Below are 17,293 nucleotides of genomic sequence, written 5' to 3' on the forward strand. Positions count from 1 at the left end.
CCAAACCCGGAACGAATCAGCGACGAATCGCAGACGCAGATGTTTTCTCGTTTCGTTCACCGCTAGATAATGTGGAATTACAATTGGTTAACCATACGGCCTGGTGGATATTAAGAGTTCTAGCCGCAGTCCTCGGCCCCTGTTCCTTAACAGCGTGCGGCCGATTGTGATCAGACGAAGAACTGACCACCATTGGCAGAGATCGTCGATCCCGTGATGAAGCCAGCATCATCGGAAGCGAGGAAGACCACACAGCGCGCAATTTCCTCAGGCTCTCCGAGGCGCCCAACCGGGATCTGCGGGATTATCCGCTCGTTCAGGACCTTTTCAGGGATCGCGCGCACCATCTCCGTACCAATATATCCGGGGCAGATGGCGTTGACTGTAATTCCCTTGGCGGCACCCTCCTGGGCTAGCGCCTTGGTGAAGCCCAGGTCACCCGCCTTTGCAGCAGAATAGTTTGCCTGCCCCATCTGACCCTTCTGGCCGTTGATCGAGGAGATGTTGATGACGCGACCGAAATTGCGATCGCGCATGCCGCTCCACAGCGGATGGGTCATGTTGAACAGACCGGTGAGGTTCGTGCCGATGACCTCACCCCACTGCTCGGGCGTCATCTTGTGGAACATGGCGTCCCGCGTGATGCCTGCATTATTGACCAGGACTTCAACGGGGCCGAGCGCCGCCTCGACGGCGGCAATACCCTCGGCGCAAGCCGGGTAGCTTGAGACATCCCACTTGAACACGGGAATACCGGTCTCGGCTTCGAAAGCCTTGGCCTTTTCTTCATTACCCGCGAAGTTCGCTGCGACCTTGTATCCTGCGTCCTTTAGGGCAATTGAAATCGCCGCACCGATCCCGCGCGTGCCTCCGGTCACCAAAGCAACTCTGCTCATCGTCAGTCCTCCCCTTATCGGTTCTTAGCGTTCCCGTTCCGTGGTGTGTGTCAGGCGATATCTTCCGCCTTGGCACAAGGGTGCCCCCCGGTTCTCGACCGGGAAGGACAATATCAATGGATGAACTGCCGGCGAAAACGCCACGCCATCGCCCTCAGAGGGCCTCGAGGCACATGGCGACGCCCATGCCACCGCCGATGCAGAGCGTGGCAAGCCCCTTCTTGGCGCCTCGGCGTTTCATCTCGAATACAAGCGTGTTGAGGATGCGCGCACCCGACGCACCGACCGGGTGGCCGATTGCAATGGCACCGCCGTTGACATTGACGATCGAGGTATCCCAGCCGAGGTCCTTGTTGACCGCGCAGGCCTGAGCCGCGAACGCTTCGTTGGCTTCGACCAGATCGAGGTCGGAGATCTTCCAGCCGGCCTTTTCAAGGGCTTTGCGCGATGCCGGGATCGGGCCCGTGCCCATGATCTTCGGATCGACGCCAGCGGTCGCCCAGGAAACGATGCGAGCAAGTGGAGCGATGCCGCGCCGCGAGGCTTCAGCCTCTGTCATCAGCAGGGCGGCGGCGGCGCCATCATTGATCCCCGACGCATTGCCGGCTGTCACGCTGCCTTCCTTGTCAAAGGCAGGTTTCAGCTTCTGCATGCTATCCAGGGTAGCTCCGTGGCGAATGTATTCGTCCTGGTCGACAGTAACGTCACCCTTGCGGCCGGGCACGATGACCGGCACGATCTCGTCCTTGAAGCGGCCAGCAAGCTGAGCGGCTTCCGCCTTGTTCTGGGAGGCGACAGCAAACGCGTCCTGCTCGTCGCGGGTCAATTGCCACTGGCGCGCCACGTTTTCCGCGGTCGTGCCCATGTGATAGCCGTAAAAGGCATCCGTCAGGCCGTCCTTGATCATCGTGTCGACCATCTTCAGGTCGCCCATCTTGGTGCCGTTGCGCAGATGCGCGCAATGCGGTGCCATGGACATGGATTCCTGCCCACCGGCAATGATAATTTTCGCGTCTCCCGTGAGGATCTGCTGCATGCCGACGGCAACGGCGCGAAGGCCCGAGCCGCACAGCTGGTTGAGGCCCCAGGCAGTCGCTTCCTGCGGGATGCCGGCCTTCATCGCGGCCTGCCTAGCGGGGTTCTGTCCTTGGCCTGCCGTCAGGATCTGCCCGAGGATGACTTCGTCGACCTCGCCGGCCTCCACACCCGCACGCTCCAGCACAGCCTTGATGGCCACGGCGCCCAGATCATGCGCGGCGACGGACGACAGGGCGCCGTTAAACGAACCGACCGGCGTTCTGGCGGCGCTGGCGATGACGATGGACGGACTGGTCATGGACGTCTCCTCCGAAATGTTTGTGTTTCGAAAGAAACTGTCAAAGACTGCTCCCGGTGTCAAACAGGATAAACCCCGCCGGATCGTTCTTTGGTTGCAAGCTCCTGTCTTTCGTCAATTCGGTTTCGTGCATTGCACAAAGAGATTGTCACCAGCTCTCATTTGCGCTTACATTCATCATTGGGAAGAGCAAAAATAACCGAAAAACGACGGGTTAGGAGACCGCAATGGCCAAAGCCGATGGCGAAATCGTTATCAAGAAATACGCCAATCGACGCCTCTATAATACCGGCACGAGCACTTACGTGACGCTTGAGGACTTGGCCAAGATGGTCAAGAAGGGCGAGGACTTCATTGTCCAGGACGCCAAGTCCGGCGAGGACATCACCCACTCGGTCCTGACCCAGATCATCTTCGAACAGGAGTCGAAGACGGGCAATACGCTGCTCCCGATCTCTTTCCTGCGCCAGCTGATCAGCTACTACGGCGATCAGATGCAGATGGTGGTGCCGAGCTTCCTCGAGCACTCGATGAAGGCCTTCACCGAGCAGCAGACCCAGATGCGCGAGCAGATGACCAAGGCCTTTGGCGATCATCCGCTGTCTAAGAATCTGCAAATGCCAATCCAGTTGATGGAGGAGCAGGTCAAGCGCAATACCGAAATGTTCCAGCAGGCGATGCAGATGTTCTCGCCCTTCCTCGGCGGCCAGCAGCCTGCCAAGGAAACTCGCAAGGCCGAGGCCAAAGACATTGATGAATTGAAGGAGCAGTTGCGCTCCTTGCAAAGCAAGCTTGACAATCTCTGAAACGAAAGGCCTCGCTCCGGGGCCTTTTTAGATTGTCGATCGGGTCACAGCCCGATCGACACGTCACGCCCGGCGGCCCGGTTGGAAATCGTGAAACCAGCCACGACGTCAATGAAGGCGACGACCATCAGCGTGAAGAAAAGCTGCGTGGCCGCATCCCTGACCAGCAGGAACTCGACGAGGAAAACGACGAAGACCAGCATGGAGAGCATGTGATTGAGCAACGAGTTTCGATTGCTCATCGTCGCCTTCAGGACTTCGAAAAACAGCGCAATCAGAGCAACCAGAATGACGACATCACCCAGGGTGATTGTCCAGAGGGCGCCCGAGAGCATCGGCACCGTGACAAGCGTGGAAGCGAAAGAAGGCAGACCACTTCCCAGCATGACTGCGTTGTAGAACACGAACGGCACGATCATCAGGGGTATGGCGACAAACATCAGACATCCTTCCTCACCTGGAGTTCACGCCAATCCGGCGGCCTTCTCCTGCGTGAGTTAACAATGCCTTGACTAAAAAAGTAAAGGCCGGCGCTAAGGCCGGCCTTCAACAATCAGGATGTCGCGCAGAAATTATGCGCTTTCCTTCGGCGTCAGAACCTGACGGCCACGATACATACCGGTCTTCAGATCGATATGGTGCGGGCGACGCAGTTCGCCGGAATTCTTGTCCTCGACATAGGTCGCGGCCTTCAGGGCGTCCGCAGAACGGCGCATACCGCGCTTCGACGGGCTTGTTTTTCTCTTCGGTACAGCCATTTTCGTTACTCCACGTGACGGTGCAAAACAGGTTGAGCGGCCTCGATGAGGCCGGACAGAACCTGTCGCGAACTCGGATTTTGGCGGGCTTATACATGTCCGGGAGGGGTTTGACCAGTCCCTGCCGTCATTTTTTCAGACGCACCGGAGCGGCGGTTCACGCCTCGTCTTCAGGCACGATCCAGCTTTCGGCCAGCGCCGCAGTCTCCCATGCCCTCCACGCCGGATGAGCCTTGACGGCAGCCATGTAATCAAGCGTATCCGCATCCTTGACCAGATCATAGACGGCAAAGCGATTGACCACCGGGGCAAACATCGCATCCGCAGCACCGAATGCGCCGAACAGGAAGGGACCGCCTGACATCTGCCTCATCTCTCGCCAGATCTCCTCGATCCGCTGCACGTCAGCCTTCACCCCATCCGGCAGGTCGATGGCCCTCACCGGCCGGCGCATGTTCATCGGGCAAGCGCCCCGCAAAGAGCGGAAACCAGACAGCATCTCCATCGAGATCGACCGCGCCATGCTGCGCCGGGCAGGATCGTCCGGCCAAAGACCCGCGTCGGGGAAAAGCTCGGTAACATATTCGATGATGGCGAGCGATTCCCACACCCTGACAGGGCCATGGTGCAAGACCGGAACCCTTCCAGTGGGAGACAGTGCGCGAAACTGCGGGCTCGTCGCCCCAGGGCCGAACGGGATCAACTGTTCACGAAAGGGAATGCCGGCTACTGTCATGGCGATCCAGGGACGGAAGGACCAGGACGAGTAGTTCTTGTTGGCGATGTAGAGGACGAGATCGGACATGGGCACCTTCCCTTTCAGATGAAAGCGACGTTAGCCGCATCTGATGCAAACGACCAACGAGACTCTGATCTCAATCATAGAGACAGGTGATGTATTCACCCGATCGCTTTGCGCGGCGGTCGACGACATTGGCCAGCCGTTGCATGCCCTTGCCCGGTTTACTGGCCACCCGGTCGATCGGGTTGGGGAGCGCGACTGCGAGCAATGCAGCCTGGCGGGCGCTGAGCTTGGCGGCGGAGGTCTTGAAATGATATCGGGCGGCTGCCTCAATGCCGTAGATGCCGGGCCCCCACTCGGCGATATTGAGGTAGACCTCCATGATCCGCTCCTTGGGCCAGACGGCGTCAGTTGCCAGCGCCAGTGGCAATTCGAGGCCCTTGCGCACAAATGAGCGGCTGTTCCAGAGGAACAGGTTTTTGGCCGTCTGCATGGGGATCGTGCTGGCACCCCGGGTTGCCTCGCCAGCGAGCGCATCATCGACGACGCCCTTAAGCTGTCCCCAGTCGACGCCATTATGGATGCAGAACTGGCCGTCTTCCGACATCATCACGGCGCGCACAACATTCGGCGAGATATCTTCGAAATCCACCCAGCGACGATCATAACCCTGGAAGGTCAGGAGATCTGCCAGCATCAGGGTGGAGACGGGGTGGATGAAATCGAGCCGGTAGACGAGGATCAGAAAATAGGGCGCGCAAAGGAAGGCGACGACACCGATGGCGATCCGACGCCATAGTCTCGCGCGCTCCTGGCCTTCCTCGACCGGGGCTTCCTCCGTCTCCTGCTCCAAAGTCTGCACGTCCACTGTCAAAGAAGATCGATCCACTCGTCCCGGGGGCTCGTCTGTCATACGCATCCTCTTGACGATTGACCAGTAGAGGACGGCCAAACTCCCATACCTGTGACGGAATTTCCCGTTGCCACTCCCGGGGTGCCGTGCGAAATAGCCCGCATGAGCCCGTCTTCGACCACTTTCGAACAGAATCTTGCACGTCATGCTGCTACGGTGGAAGCGCGCCTCGGCTTGCTGCTTGATGCGCGGCCTCGCGCTGGAGAGATCGCACGCCCACAGAGACTGATCGAGGCCATGCATTACGGTGCATTGAACGGCGGCAAGCGCCTGCGGCCCTATCTGGTTCTGGAGGCCACGCGACTGTTCAGCGGCGATGAAGAAGCCGCTCTTCTAGTGGGCTGCGCGCTGGAATGTCTGCACAGCTATTCGCTCGTCCATGACGATCTTCCGGCGATGGACGACGACGACCTGCGTCGCGGCAAGCCGACCGTTCACATCGCCTATGACTATGCCACCGCAATTCTGGCGGGCGATGGCCTGCTGACCTATGCTTTTGACATTATCACGTCACCGGAAACGCCTTTGCAGGATGGCGCGAAGGCAACGCTCGTGCTCGAACTTGCCCGTGCAGCCGGCGTGGGCGGCATGGCAGGCGGTCAGGCGCTCGATCTTGCAGCAGAAACACAAGCGCCCGACGAAGCCGGGATCGTGCTGCTGCAATCGATGAAGACCGGCGCTCTCCTGCGGTTTGCCTGCGAAGCCGGCGCGGTCATCGCTGGTCGTGGCGCCGAAGACCGGGCCAAGTTGCGCCGGTTTGGAGAAGTGATCGGGCGCGCGTTTCAATTGGCGGACGATCTGTTAGATCTGACGGCCGATGCGGCCACCATGGGCAAGGCAACCGGCAAGGACGCGGCAAAAGGCAAAGGTACGCTTGTGGCCCTCAAAGGTCAGGCCTGGGCAGAAGCCGAGCTCAAACGTCTGGTGACCGCTGCCAGCGACGAACTCGCCACCTATGGAGAGACGGCCACGGTCCTCATCGAAGCAGCCCGCTTCATCGCATACAGGAAGAACTGATATGAGCCGTTTCTGGTCCTCTGCCGTCCACGATCTGGAACCCTATGTGGCCGGTGAACAGCCGAAAATTCCGGGGCTGGTAAAGCTGAACACTAACGAAAACCCATTCGGCCCCTCGCCGCGCGTGCTCGAGGCGATTGCAGCAGCCTCCGATGATCGTTTGCGGCTCTATCCGGACCCGTCATCGTCGCGCCTGCGCGAAACGCTTGCCCGAAACTTCGGCCTTGAAGCTGAGCAGGTCTTTGTTGGCAATGGCTCGGACGAGGTTCTCGCCTTCACCTTCGCAGCCCTTCTCAAGCACGACAAGCCATTGCTCTGCTCTGACATCACCTACAGCTTCTACAAGACCTATGCCCGGCTCTTCGAGATCACCGTCGATGAAGTGCCGGTGGATGATGCCATGCGTATCCACATTGGCGATTATGACCGGCCCTGCGGCGCGATCATCCTTGCAAACCCGAATGCCCCTACAGGCATTGCCTTGCCGCTCTCCGAGATCGAGGCACTTGTCGCATCTCATCCGGATCAGGTGGTGGTGATTGACGAAGCCTATGTCGATTTCGGAGCCGAAACGGCCGCAAGCCTCATTCCGCGTTACGAGAACCTGCTGGTGGTTCACACCTTCTCGAAATCTCGCTCCCTCGCCGGCCTCCGCATCGGCTTCGCTCTCGGACAACGTTCGCTGATCGAGGCGCTGGAGCGCATGAAGGATAGCTTCAATTCCTATCCGCTGGATACACTTGCCCAGGCCGCTGCGACGGCGGCCGTCGAGGATAAAGCCTGGTTTAAGCAAACCCGAGACCAGATCATCGCCAACCGTGACATGGTAACAGGAGCCCTGAAAGCGCGTGGTTTCGAAGTGCTGCCGTCCTCGGCCAACTTCGTCTTCACCCGTCACCCGGCTCATCAGGGCGCCGATCTCGCTCGAGGCTTGCGCGAACGCGCAGTGCTGATACGCCACTTCGCCAAACCACGCATCTCCGATTTTCTGCGCGTGACGATTGGCACTGCCGAGGAATGCCATCAGTTTTTGACCGCCATCGATCAAATCATCTGACGTGTGCATGGAACGTACGCGGGCTAGTCTGTAAGCCCTTTCCCGACCATCGGAGCGTTCCATGCAAGTCATTCTGGAAAACCTGCCGCAGGTCTTCAGCGCCTATCTGGTCTATCTGGTAGCCGTACTCAGCCCAGGTCCGGCGACCATGGCGATTGCATCCGCTTCTCTTGGTCAGGGACGGCGGCACGGATTTACCATGGCTGCCGGCATTTTCTGTGGCTCGATGACCTGGGCCTTGGCCGCTTCGGCTGGTCTGGCGACCGTCCTGACCCATTACGCCCATGCCGTGACCGTGTTGCGAATTGTCGGTGGCCTCTATCTGCTTTACCTGGCCTTGCGCGCCTTCCGCTCGGCGGCGAGTACGACGGACCCGATGGCGAGGGACACCGCCGCGAAGAGTTTCAGACACACCTTCCTGCGCGGCTACGCAATCCACCTGACCAACCCGAAAGCGATCTTCGCCTGGCTCGCGATTCTGTCCCTTGGACTGCCGGCTGGCGCCACAGGCGGAACGGTTGCAGTGATCGTGGCAGGATGCCTAACGACAGGCTTCACCGTATTCATGGGATATGCCTGGCTGTTCTCCCTGCCCGGCGCACTCAGAGCCTACCGCTCCGCACGCCGCTATATCGAAGGTACACTTGCCGTCCTGTTCACGGCGGCCGGCGCGCGGCTGCTTCTCCAGCACTGATACGAAAAAGGGCGCCGCTTGTGGCAGCGCCCTTGTGATTTTGACCGAAACGGTTCGATCAGCCCTGCTTGAGCGGCGAGATCTGGATTTCGACGCGGCGGTTTTGGGCGCGGCCGTCCGGGGTAGCGTTGGACGCGATCGGCTGGCTCGGGCCGAAGCCGAGCGAGGAGACGCGACGCGGGTCGACGCCCTGGCCGTTGAGGTAGCTGGCGACCGACATGGCGCGACGCTCCGACAACGCCTGGTTATGCGCAAGGCTACCGGTCGAATCGGTGTGGCCATTGATGTCGATCAGGGTCTTGTCGAACTTGCGCAGAACGATCGCAACCGAGTTCAAGGTCGGGTAGAACTGCGGCATGACCGCATCCTGATCCGTGGCGAAGGTGATGTTGGACGGCATGTTGAGGATGATTCGGTCACCGACGCGCGTGACTGAGATGCCGGTGCCCTGCAGCTGCGCACGAAGCTCCGATTCCTGCTGATCCATGTAGTTGCCGATGGCGCCACCGGCCAGTGCACCGATACCGGCACCGATCAAAGCGGCATTGCGCCGTCCCACCGGCGAACCGCCGACGGCCAGACCGCCCAGCGCACCAACAGCTGCGCCAATCGCTGCACCACCGGCAGTGTTCGAGACCTTCTGCTGTCCCGTATACGGGTCCGTCGTCGTGCAGGCACTCAGATAGGTCGCGCACAGCGCGACGATGGCGATCTTCTTGATCATGCTCGATGTCCCTCCAAGAACAGGCTGATGATTCCTGAACAGGGAAATTACGGCAACAAAAAGTTGCCGCACAGCCTCATTCTGCTGCCGAGCGTCGGCCGTATCGTTTCTCGATGTAGTCGCCGACCAGTGCTTCGAAATCGGCAGCGATGTTGGGACCCCGCAGGGTCATCGCCTTCTCGCCATCGATGAACACGGGCGCAGCAGGATTTTCGCCCGTGCCCGGCAGCGAGATGCCTATATCGGCATGCTTGCTCTCACCGGGGCCGTTGACGATGCATCCCATGACGGCGACGTTCAAGCCTTCGACGCCGGGATACTTCTCGCGCCAGACCGGCATGTTCTTGCGCAGGTCGTCTTGGATCTTCTGCGCAAGTTCCTGGAAAACGGTCGACGTCGTGCGTCCGCAGCCGGGACAAGCGGCAACCACTGGCACAAACTGACGGAAACCCATCACCTGCAGAAGTTCCTGCGCCACCTGCACTTCTCGGGTACGATCCCCGTTCGGTTCCGGCGTAAGAGACACGCGAACCGTGTCGCCGATCCCGTGCTGCAACACGTAGCCCATGGCAGCGGACGATGCGACAATGCCCTTCGTGCCCATGCCGGCTTCCGTGAGACCGAGATGCAGGGCATGGTTCGAGCGATCGGCGAGCATCTGATAGACGGCAATCAGATCCTGCACCTGGCTGACCTTGGCAGACAGAATGATGCGGTTGCGCGGCAGACCGATTTCCTCGGCAAGCTCAGCCGACAGTAGCGCTGACTGCACGATCGCCTCGCGCGTGACCTGGCGCGCCGACAGCGGCGAACCATTCTCGGCATTGGCGTCCATCAACCGAGTCAGCAGTTCCTGATCGAGCGAGCCCCAATTGACGCCAATGCGCACCGGCTTGTCGTAGCGGATCGCCATTTCGACGATCTCGGCAAACTGCTTGTCCTTCTTGTCCTTGAAACCGACATTGCCCGGATTGATGCGATATTTGGCCAGCGCTTCGGCACAAGCGGGGTGATCGGCGAGCAGTCGGTGCCCGATATAGTGGAAGTCGCCGATCAGCGGCACATCCATGCCAAGCCGCAACAGGCGCTCACGAATCTTCGGGACGGCAGCAGCACTCTCGTCCCGGTCGACAGTGATGCGCACGACTTCCGACCCCGCCTTAAACAGCGCAGCCACTTGGGCAACGGTCGAATCCACATCGGCTGTATCGGTGTTGGTCATCGACTGAACGACGACGGGAGCGCCACCTCCGATGATCACGCCACCGACATCGACGGCGACAGAGGCACGACGTGGCTTCGGATCATAGGCATTGGCGGATGGAATGGTTCCTGCGAACATGGCTCAATCTCTGCGCACCTTCGAACGTTGCTCTGGAGGTGGATCAAAGCTCGCTGCTTGTCAACCGGACCTCCTCCCCGATGACCAGTCAAATCAGCGGGAGAGAATGGGACCGAGGATCAGTGCGAGGAGCTGCGGGATGGCTTCCGCCACCTCTTCGATGCTCTGGCGGCGGGATTTCATCCCCTGGATGGCATCGATCAGCAGCGAAGCGATGACGTTGGCAGAAAGTCCTGACGGAATTGTGATCTCTCTGGTCTCTGCGGCACGATTGAGCGCGAGCGCGATTTCCGCCTCGACCGCCTTCATCCAAGCGAGAAACAGGTCGGCTGCCAACTCATGACTGGTGTCGAACAATTCGGCCCCATGCGCTGTCTCCAGGATTTGCTGGTGCGGCAAGATGATGCCTTCATGCAAGGCAAGCGCAAGCGCGTCCCCCAGCGGCAGGTCCTGCCGGAGACAGACGCTGACCTTCAGGCGCGTGTCCTCCATCATGGCCAGCATCAGACCACGGAAGATGTCCTGCTTGTTGCGAAAATGGATGTAGAGGGCTGGCCGCGACAACCCCACAGCCTGGGCAATGTCGTCCATAGTGGTACGCTTGAAACCATAGTTGACGAAGGTGCCGTAAGCCGCCTGAAGAATGAGCGCCCGCCGCCCGTCTGCGTTCCCATCTGCCATGATTGACAAATTGACGATTTTTGTCATTCTGTCAACGCCGTCATATCAAGGGAGAGTAAGGCTGTGAAGATCACGGTGAATGGCGTGGACCATCTGCTGGAGGCAGAAGCGGACATGCCGCTGCTCTGGGCCTTGCGCGACGAGCTCAAAATTCTCGGCCCGAAATTCGGCTGTGGCGCAGGCCTGTGCGGTGCCTGTACCGTCATCATCGAGGGACAGGCCGTGCGCTCCTGCCAGACCGCAATTGGCGACATAACGGGTCCGGTTAGAACCATTGAGGGTCTCGCCGCCGGCGACGGTCTTCATTCGGTGCAGCAGGCCTGGCTCGATGAGCAGGTTGCCCAGTGTGGCTATTGCCAGGCCGGGCAGATCATGAACGCTGTGGCTCTCCTCGAAAACAATCCAAGGCCCACGGATGCCGAAATCGATGAGGCAATGTCGGGCAATCTCTGTCGCTGTGGCACCTATCCCCGCATCCGCGCCGCAATTCATCGGGCCGCTCGCGAGCGGGCGGGAGCATGACCATGGGCAAGCTCGGAACCCTGACCCGTCGCGGCTTCCTGTTCGGCGCCGTAGCCCTCACGGGTGGCGTCGCCTTCGGTTATTATCGCTATGCCTCACCGCTTCCCAATCCGTTGCAGGACGGGCTTGCCAATGGGGAGGTCACCTTCAACCCCTACCTCAAGATCGCGCCGGACAACCGGATCACGATCATCGCACCGCGCGCTGAAATGGGTCAGGGCGTCCAGACGACCCTCGCCACATTGCTCGCCGAAGAACTTGATGTGTCACTGGATCAGGTGACGATCGAACACGGACCGGCCGCCGCCGCCTATTTCAATGCTGCAGCGATGACCGATGGCGCGCCCGTCCCCAAATTCGAGGACGGCGTCGTTGCCGAAACGCTGCGCGGCACGATCGGTGTCGTCGCGAAACTGGTTGCGATTCAATTCACCGGCGGCTCGAGCTCGATGATCGACCACTTCGAGAAGCTGCGCCACGCCGGCGCGCAGGCCCGCGAAAGCCTGAAGCTTGCAGCGGCTGCGCGATGGAAAGTCGAACTCGATACCCTCAGCACGCAGCATGGTCGTGTCATCCATGCCGCCTCCGGTCGCAGTGCAAGCTACGGCGAACTCGCTGGCGACGCCATCGCCCTGGCACCTTCCGCTGCCCCGAGCCTGAAGCCGAAGGCCGAATGGAAACTCCTCGGCAAACCACAACCACGCAAGGATATGATGGCCAAGGTGACTGGTGCGCCGATCTTCGGCGTCGATGTCAATCTGCCGGACATGCTCTATGCCACAGTCCGAATGAACCCCAGCCCCGGCGGCGGCATGAAGCGCTTCGATGCGCAGGCGGCCAAAGCCATGACCGGTGTTCAGGATGTCATCGCCATAGACAGCCCCTACGGCCAAGGCGTCGCCGTCATCGCCAACAACACCTGGCGCGCTTTCCAGGCAGCCGACGCACTCGAAATTGAGTGGGAGACGGGGCCCATTCCGGCGACATCGGCGGAGATGGAGAGCCTGCACACGGCGGCACTTGACGGAAAGCAAGCCTTCTCGCTACGCGCACTCGGCGATCCCGACCTTGCCTTCGCCGATGCTGACCAAACTTCCGTGGTCGAAGCGGAATATGACGTGCCCTTCCTGTCGCACGCTGCCATGGAGCCGATGAACGCGACGGCACTGGTGACGGCAGACAATGTCGAGATCTGGGCACCGAACCAGGGGCCTACGCTCATCCAGACTGTGGCGCAGAGGATCACTGGCCTGCCGCCGGAGAAGATAGCCGTGCACACCACCTTTCTCGGCGGCGGCTTCGGCCGCCGTATCGAACCGGATTACGCAGACTACGCCATCCGCGTTGCGGCGCACGTAACGGGCCGGCCAGTCAAACTGACCTGGACACGCGAAGAGGATATGAGCCACGGGCCGTATCGACCTATGGCCAAGTCCCGCTACAGGGGCCTCGTGGCCAAGGAAGGCATGCCAAAGGCACTGGTCGGCTCGATCGCATCGCCGTCCGTTGTCGCGAGCGCGCTCGGTCGCTACTATCCGGATCTGCCGATCGGCGGTCCGGACAACACGCTGATCGACGGGGCCTATAACCAACCTTATGACATCGAGAATTATCGCATCGATGGCCGCAAGGTTGACCTTGCCGTGCCGGTGGGTTTCTGGCGCTCCGTCGGCTTCTCCTACAATACCTTCATGCATGAGAGCTTTATCGACGAACTTGCCCATGCGGGTGGCCAAGACCCGCTGCAGCTGCGCAAGACGCTGTTGTCCAAGCATCCTGCGGCCATCGGGGTCCTGGAAAAGATCGAGGCGCTGTCGAACTGGAACACCCCGCTGCCGAAAGGTCGCGCCCGCGGCGTTGCCTTTGCGCTGTCCTTCGGCACCTGGGTCGCCCAGGTGGTCGAAGTCGAGGAGCGCGACGGCGCGATCCGAGTGGCCCACGTCTTCTGCGCTGCAGACCCCGGGACGGTGCTCGATCCCCGCAACTTCGAAGCCCAGATGATGTCCGGCATTGTGTTCGGTTTGTCGGCAGCGATGAAGCAGCAGATCAGCTTTGCCGATCACGCCGTCGAGCAGTCCAACTATCACGACCACGATGCGCTGCGCATGGTGGAGTGTCCAGCAATCGAGATTGCGCTTTTGCCGAACTCACCCTTCCTGGGTGGTGCAGGAGAGCCCGGAACTCCGCCCGTTGCCCCTGCACTTGTGAACGCGATCTTCGCTTTGACTGGCAAGCGCCACCGGCGCCTGCCCCTGTCAGCCGAGATAACGTTCGCTTAAGCCGCGTTGACCCGGTCGGCGTAGCGAGCGAGGTGCGACAGGGCGAGCACTACCAGCAACAGGGCGGGGATCGCCGTATAAACGGTCGAAAGTGTTGTATGCTCAGCGACGAACCCAATCAGCGACGGGGCAAACAGAATGCCGGAATAACCCATGGTGGTGACGACGGAGAGCCCGACACCGGGCGCCAGACCGGGAATATTGCCGGCTGCCGAAAAAGCGATCGGCACCATGTTAGAAATGCCGATCCCGGCGATGGCGAAACCGACGAGCGCAAGCGCGACGCTGTCCGAACGCCCGGCAATCAAGAGCCCCACTGTCGCAAGCACACCGCAGACCCGCAATGTCTTCACTCCGCCGAAACGGTCGCGTACGAAGTCGCCGGCGAAACGGCAGGCAGCCATGGTGAGCGAGAATGCGGCGAAAGCAAAGCCGGAAATTTCCGTTGGCGCATTGAGTTCATTGCGCAGGTAGAGCGCGCTCCAGTCGAGCACTGTTCCTTCCGGAACCATGCAGAACAGCGCCATGAGGCCGATCAGCCATGGCAAAGGGGTTAGCGGAAGCCTGGCCCGCACCGGCTCCTCGCTCGGATGCGGTGCGTCAGCTAGGATCATAGGTCGTGCCACAAGGAACAGCACGACAGCCAGACCAGCCAGCAGAAGAACATGGCCCATCACCCCGACGGTCGCGATCAGTGTTCCGCCGGTCGCAGCACCGAACAGCCCGCCAAGGCTCCAGAAGGCATGACAGGAGGACATGATCGAGCGTCGCATTTGCCGTTCGACTTCAACTGCATTGGCATTCATCGCCACATCCATGGCGCCGGTCAGGCCCCCGAAGAGGAAGATGGCGATTGCGCCGGTCCAGACGCTATCGACCAGCGTGATCAGCACGATTGTCGGGATGTAGAGCAAGGTCGTGATCTGGACGACGTGACGCGATCCGAAACGGGCGATCTGCATGCCGGCGATCGGCATCATCACCAGCGACCCGACGCCGAAAACGAACAGCATAAGGCCCAGCATCGATTCTGTCAGGCCAAGTGCTTGCGAGAAGAATGGGATTTTCGGTGCCCAAGCACCCATCACCATACCGTTGAGGAAGAATAGCAGCGCCACCGCCGCCCTCTCCCGCGTGACGATCGGAGCAGGCCTCTGGGACGCCGCCGTGACGGATGCTGTGTCGTTCATGTTTTCCTCCATGCAACCGGCGGCACTCTACTTAAATCGATTTAAACGACAATCACCGAGTGGCTCTTTCGCCATAACATTTTGTTTCCCTCAATGATGAACGTTTGATGCCGCATAGGCAATTGACAGCGACCAAGGGAGCCGCGACAGATATGCACCCGCCTGCTTCGGCAACCAGACATGGTGCCCCCCCGATCCTGAAAGTTCTATAACCGTGAAGACCACCATCGGCGCTGGCATCGTCCTGTCCAGCCTGTCCTATTTCCTGTTTGCCGTACATGACAGTATGATAAAGCTGCTCGTGGAAACCACGACTGTCTGGCAGATTCTGTTCTGCCGCAGCATTGCCATCCTGACCGGATGCCTGATCATGGGCGGGCGCGGTCTTGTCCGCGAAACCCTGACATCAACCGTCCGGCGGCCGATGATGATCCGTAGCCTGTTCCTCCTCTCAGCCTGGCTCTGCTACTTTCATGCCGCCAAATTTCTGCCGCTGGCCGATCTCACAACCCTCTACTTCGCCGCACCGATCGTCGCGGTCGTCTTATCAATCCCGATGCTCGGCGAGCACGTATCGTTTGCGAGTTGGGCCGCCGTGGTCACCGGGTTCGTCGGCGTCATCGTCGCGAGCGACCCCACCGGCATGGCCGACGGTTGGCCGGTTTATCTGGCCATTCTCGCCGCCTGCTGCTGGGCGATCGCAACCATTCTGCTGCGCCGTACCTCGCAGGACGCAAGCAGCATGGTGCAGATGGCGATGACCAACGTCTTCTTTCTCGCGCTGACGGCGCCGGTTGCGCTCTCCAACTGGACCATGCCGGCCGGAGGAGCGCAGATCCTTCTGGTCGCAGTCGGTGTGATCGGCGGGATGGGTCAGCTGGCCTATTTCGAAAGCATGCGCCGCGCGCCGATCTCGATCATCGCGCCCTTCGAATACACGGCGCTGATATGGGCCTTCGCCCTCGGCTACGCGATCTGGGGTGACATTCCCGGCCGTAACGTGGTGGCTGGCGCCGTCCTGATTGCCAGTGCCGGCGTCATCATCCTGGTTGCCGAAAGGCGGCGGGCAACCGCCTGATCAGGCGTCAGGCGAAGGGCAGATAACGCTCCGCCAGTTCCACCCAGAACGTCGTCCCGATGGGCAGCACATCGTCGTTGAAATCGTAACGTGGATGGTGAAGCGGCGGGTCGTTCTCCGTCCGCTTAGTGCCCAGGAAGAAATAGCTACCAGGCCGCTCGGCGAGCATGTAACCGAAATCCTCGCTCCCCATCATCGGCCGCGGCAGGTCGAAAACCTTGTCGGCGCCGGCAAAGCTTTTCGCCAGATCCCGAACAAAATCGGTCTCCGCCTTGTGATTGATCGTCGCGTTGTAGCCGCGCTGGTAGTCGATCGTGACTCCCATGCCGTAACTTGCCGCCTGACCTTCTGCCACCGCCCGGATCCGCTGTTCGAGCTGATCTCGCACTGCGGCATCAAAAGAGCGGATGGACAGAACCATTTCCGCGCGCTCGGGAATGACGTTGCTGGCGGCACCGGCGTGGAACCCGCCGACGGTGATTACCGTTGGATCAAGCGGATGTATGTTGCGCGATACGATCGTCTGCAAGGCCATGATGATCGATGCGCCACAGACGATTGGATCCGCTGTCGCCTGCGGCTCGGCGCCATGACCGCCACGACCGTTGACGGTAATCTTGCACTCATCGACCGCGGCCATGATCGGCCCTTCGCGCACGGCGATGTGGCCGAATGCGATATCAGGATCATTGTGAAGGCCGAACACTGCATCGCACGGAAACCTGTCAAACAGCCCATCTTCGATCATCATGCGCGCACCACCAAAATTCTCCTCCGCTGGCTGGAAGATGAGATGGAGGGTCCCGTCGAAATTCCGCCGCTCGGCCAGGATCTGGGCTGCACCCAGCAACATGGCGGTATGCCCGTCATGGCCGCAGGCATGCATTACGCCAGGCACCTTGCTGGCATAGTCGAGCCCGGTCTCCTCCAGAATCGGAAGCGCATCGAAATCCGCACGGATGCCGACGCTGCGCGAACTTGCGCCGTTACGGAGGGTCGCGACGACACCCGTTCCGGCGAGCCCTCGCGTCACTTCGTAGCCGAGTGACTGTAGGCGTTCGGCGATATAGTCGGAGGTCTTGAATTCGGAAAGACCGATCTCGGGAAACTGGTGAAGGTGGCGCCGCGTTGCCAGAACATCCGCCATGACATTGGCAAACTGGATTGACATGGAAACTCCTGACATGGCCGACGACGAGGCGAAATGAACGGCCGCGACTTTCGCACTTGCGGCCTTGTTGTTCAACCGTATAAAAAG

18 protein-coding genes are annotated in these 17,293 nt (G+C 60.3%); 7 read left to right on the forward strand and 11 right to left on the reverse strand.

The window, feature by feature from the left end:
- Positions 1–170: 170 nt before the first annotated feature.
- The gene (gene phbB / locus FJQ55_RS15880; RefSeq protein WP_140829650.1) at positions 171–896 is read right to left on the reverse strand and encodes a beta-ketoacyl-ACP reductase; all 726 of its coding nucleotides are present in this window, start codon (positions 894–896) and stop codon (positions 171–173) included.
- 154 nt (positions 897–1,050) lie between these two features.
- Entirely contained in the window at positions 1,051–2,232 is a 1,182-nt protein-coding gene (locus FJQ55_RS15885; RefSeq protein ID WP_140829652.1) for an acetyl-CoA C-acetyltransferase, read from the reverse strand.
- A 227-nt stretch (positions 2,233–2,459) separates the two neighbouring features.
- On the opposite strand from FJQ55_RS15885, the gene phaR reads away from it, so the two are divergent.
- Entirely contained in the window at positions 2,460–3,038 is a 579-nt protein-coding gene (gene phaR / locus FJQ55_RS15890) for a polyhydroxyalkanoate synthesis repressor PhaR (protein WP_110791207.1), read from the forward strand.
- Between the two features lie 44 nt (positions 3,039–3,082).
- Here the strand turns inward: phaR and FJQ55_RS15895 are convergent, their stop codons facing one another.
- The 4 genes from FJQ55_RS15895 to mtgA all read right to left on the reverse strand — a co-directional run bounded on the left by FJQ55_RS15895 (position 3,083) and on the right by mtgA (position 5,451).
- Positions 3,083–3,478, reverse strand: a complete 396-nt coding sequence (locus tag FJQ55_RS15895; protein WP_140829653.1) for a hypothetical protein — start codon at positions 3,476–3,478, stop codon at positions 3,083–3,085.
- 132 nt (positions 3,479–3,610) lie between these two features.
- The gene (gene rpmF / locus FJQ55_RS15900) at positions 3,611–3,796 is read right to left on the reverse strand and encodes a 50S ribosomal protein L32 (RefSeq protein WP_016556742.1); all 186 of its coding nucleotides are present in this window, start codon (positions 3,794–3,796) and stop codon (positions 3,611–3,613) included.
- A gap of 157 nt (positions 3,797–3,953) precedes the next feature.
- The gene (locus tag FJQ55_RS15905) at positions 3,954–4,601 is read right to left on the reverse strand and encodes a glutathione S-transferase family protein (RefSeq protein ID WP_140829654.1); all 648 of its coding nucleotides are present in this window, start codon (positions 4,599–4,601) and stop codon (positions 3,954–3,956) included.
- A 70-nt stretch (positions 4,602–4,671) separates the two neighbouring features.
- Complete coding sequence (gene mtgA, locus FJQ55_RS15910; protein WP_140829656.1) at positions 4,672–5,451, reverse strand: monofunctional biosynthetic peptidoglycan transglycosylase; 780 nt, start codon at positions 5,449–5,451, stop codon at positions 4,672–4,674.
- Between the two features lie 102 nt (positions 5,452–5,553).
- On the opposite strand from mtgA, the gene FJQ55_RS15915 reads away from it, so the two are divergent.
- The 3 genes from FJQ55_RS15915 to FJQ55_RS15925 all read left to right on the forward strand — a co-directional run bounded on the left by FJQ55_RS15915 (position 5,554) and on the right by FJQ55_RS15925 (position 8,219).
- Complete coding sequence (locus tag FJQ55_RS15915; protein WP_140829657.1) at positions 5,554–6,468, forward strand: polyprenyl synthetase family protein; 915 nt, start codon at positions 5,554–5,556, stop codon at positions 6,466–6,468.
- A 1-nt stretch (position 6,469) separates the two neighbouring features.
- Entirely contained in the window at positions 6,470–7,525 is a 1,056-nt protein-coding gene (gene hisC, locus FJQ55_RS15920; RefSeq protein WP_140829659.1) for a histidinol-phosphate transaminase, read from the forward strand.
- A 61-nt stretch (positions 7,526–7,586) separates the two neighbouring features.
- Positions 7,587–8,219, forward strand: a complete 633-nt coding sequence (locus tag FJQ55_RS15925; protein ID WP_140829661.1) for a LysE family translocator — start codon at positions 7,587–7,589, stop codon at positions 8,217–8,219.
- Between the two features lie 58 nt (positions 8,220–8,277).
- Here the strand turns inward: FJQ55_RS15925 and FJQ55_RS15930 are convergent, their stop codons facing one another.
- The 3 genes from FJQ55_RS15930 to FJQ55_RS15940 all read right to left on the reverse strand — a co-directional run bounded on the left by FJQ55_RS15930 (position 8,278) and on the right by FJQ55_RS15940 (position 10,993).
- On the reverse strand, positions 8,278–8,943 hold the full coding sequence (locus FJQ55_RS15930) for a YiaD family glycine zipper/OmpA-like lipoprotein (protein ID WP_140829663.1): 666 nt from the start codon (positions 8,941–8,943) through the stop codon (positions 8,278–8,280).
- Between the two features lie 76 nt (positions 8,944–9,019).
- Positions 9,020–10,285: a flavodoxin-dependent (E)-4-hydroxy-3-methylbut-2-enyl-diphosphate synthase gene (gene ispG / locus FJQ55_RS15935; protein WP_140829665.1), complete on the reverse strand. Its 1,266-nt coding sequence runs from the start codon at positions 10,283–10,285 to the stop codon at positions 9,020–9,022.
- A gap of 93 nt (positions 10,286–10,378) precedes the next feature.
- The gene (locus tag FJQ55_RS15940; protein ID WP_140829667.1) at positions 10,379–10,993 is read right to left on the reverse strand and encodes a TetR/AcrR family transcriptional regulator; all 615 of its coding nucleotides are present in this window, start codon (positions 10,991–10,993) and stop codon (positions 10,379–10,381) included.
- A gap of 36 nt (positions 10,994–11,029) precedes the next feature.
- Here FJQ55_RS15940 and FJQ55_RS15945 point away from each other — a divergent pair, with 36 nt between their 5' ends.
- Positions 11,030–11,488: a (2Fe-2S)-binding protein gene (locus FJQ55_RS15945; RefSeq protein WP_140829669.1), complete on the forward strand. Its 459-nt coding sequence runs from the start codon at positions 11,030–11,032 to the stop codon at positions 11,486–11,488.
- A 2-nt stretch (positions 11,489–11,490) separates the two neighbouring features.
- The gene (locus tag FJQ55_RS15950) at positions 11,491–13,767 is read left to right on the forward strand and encodes a xanthine dehydrogenase family protein molybdopterin-binding subunit (RefSeq protein ID WP_140829671.1); all 2,277 of its coding nucleotides are present in this window, start codon (positions 11,491–11,493) and stop codon (positions 13,765–13,767) included.
- Here FJQ55_RS15950 and FJQ55_RS15955 read toward each other — a convergent pair.
- Positions 13,764–14,957, reverse strand: coding sequence for an MFS transporter (locus FJQ55_RS15955; RefSeq protein WP_140829673.1), 1,194 nt, complete (start codon positions 14,955–14,957; stop codon positions 13,764–13,766). The genes FJQ55_RS15950 and FJQ55_RS15955 overlap by 4 nt on opposite strands.
- Before the next feature lie 214 nt (positions 14,958–15,171).
- Between FJQ55_RS15955 and FJQ55_RS15960 the strand changes: the two genes are divergently transcribed.
- Positions 15,172–16,035: a DMT family transporter gene (locus tag FJQ55_RS15960; RefSeq protein ID WP_140829675.1), complete on the forward strand. Its 864-nt coding sequence runs from the start codon at positions 15,172–15,174 to the stop codon at positions 16,033–16,035.
- 7 nt (positions 16,036–16,042) lie between these two features.
- On the opposite strand, the gene FJQ55_RS15965 is transcribed toward FJQ55_RS15960, so the two are convergent.
- Positions 16,043–17,206 carry a M20 aminoacylase family protein gene (locus FJQ55_RS15965; RefSeq protein WP_425467538.1) on the reverse strand — a complete coding sequence of 388 codons (1,164 nt, stop codon included), beginning with the start codon at positions 17,204–17,206 and terminating at the stop codon, positions 16,043–16,045.
- Between the last annotated feature and the right edge of the window lie 87 nt (positions 17,207–17,293).

The organism is Rhizobium glycinendophyticum (assembly GCF_006443685.1).
Lineage (GTDB): Bacteria > Pseudomonadota > Alphaproteobacteria > Rhizobiales > Rhizobiaceae > Allorhizobium > Allorhizobium glycinendophyticum.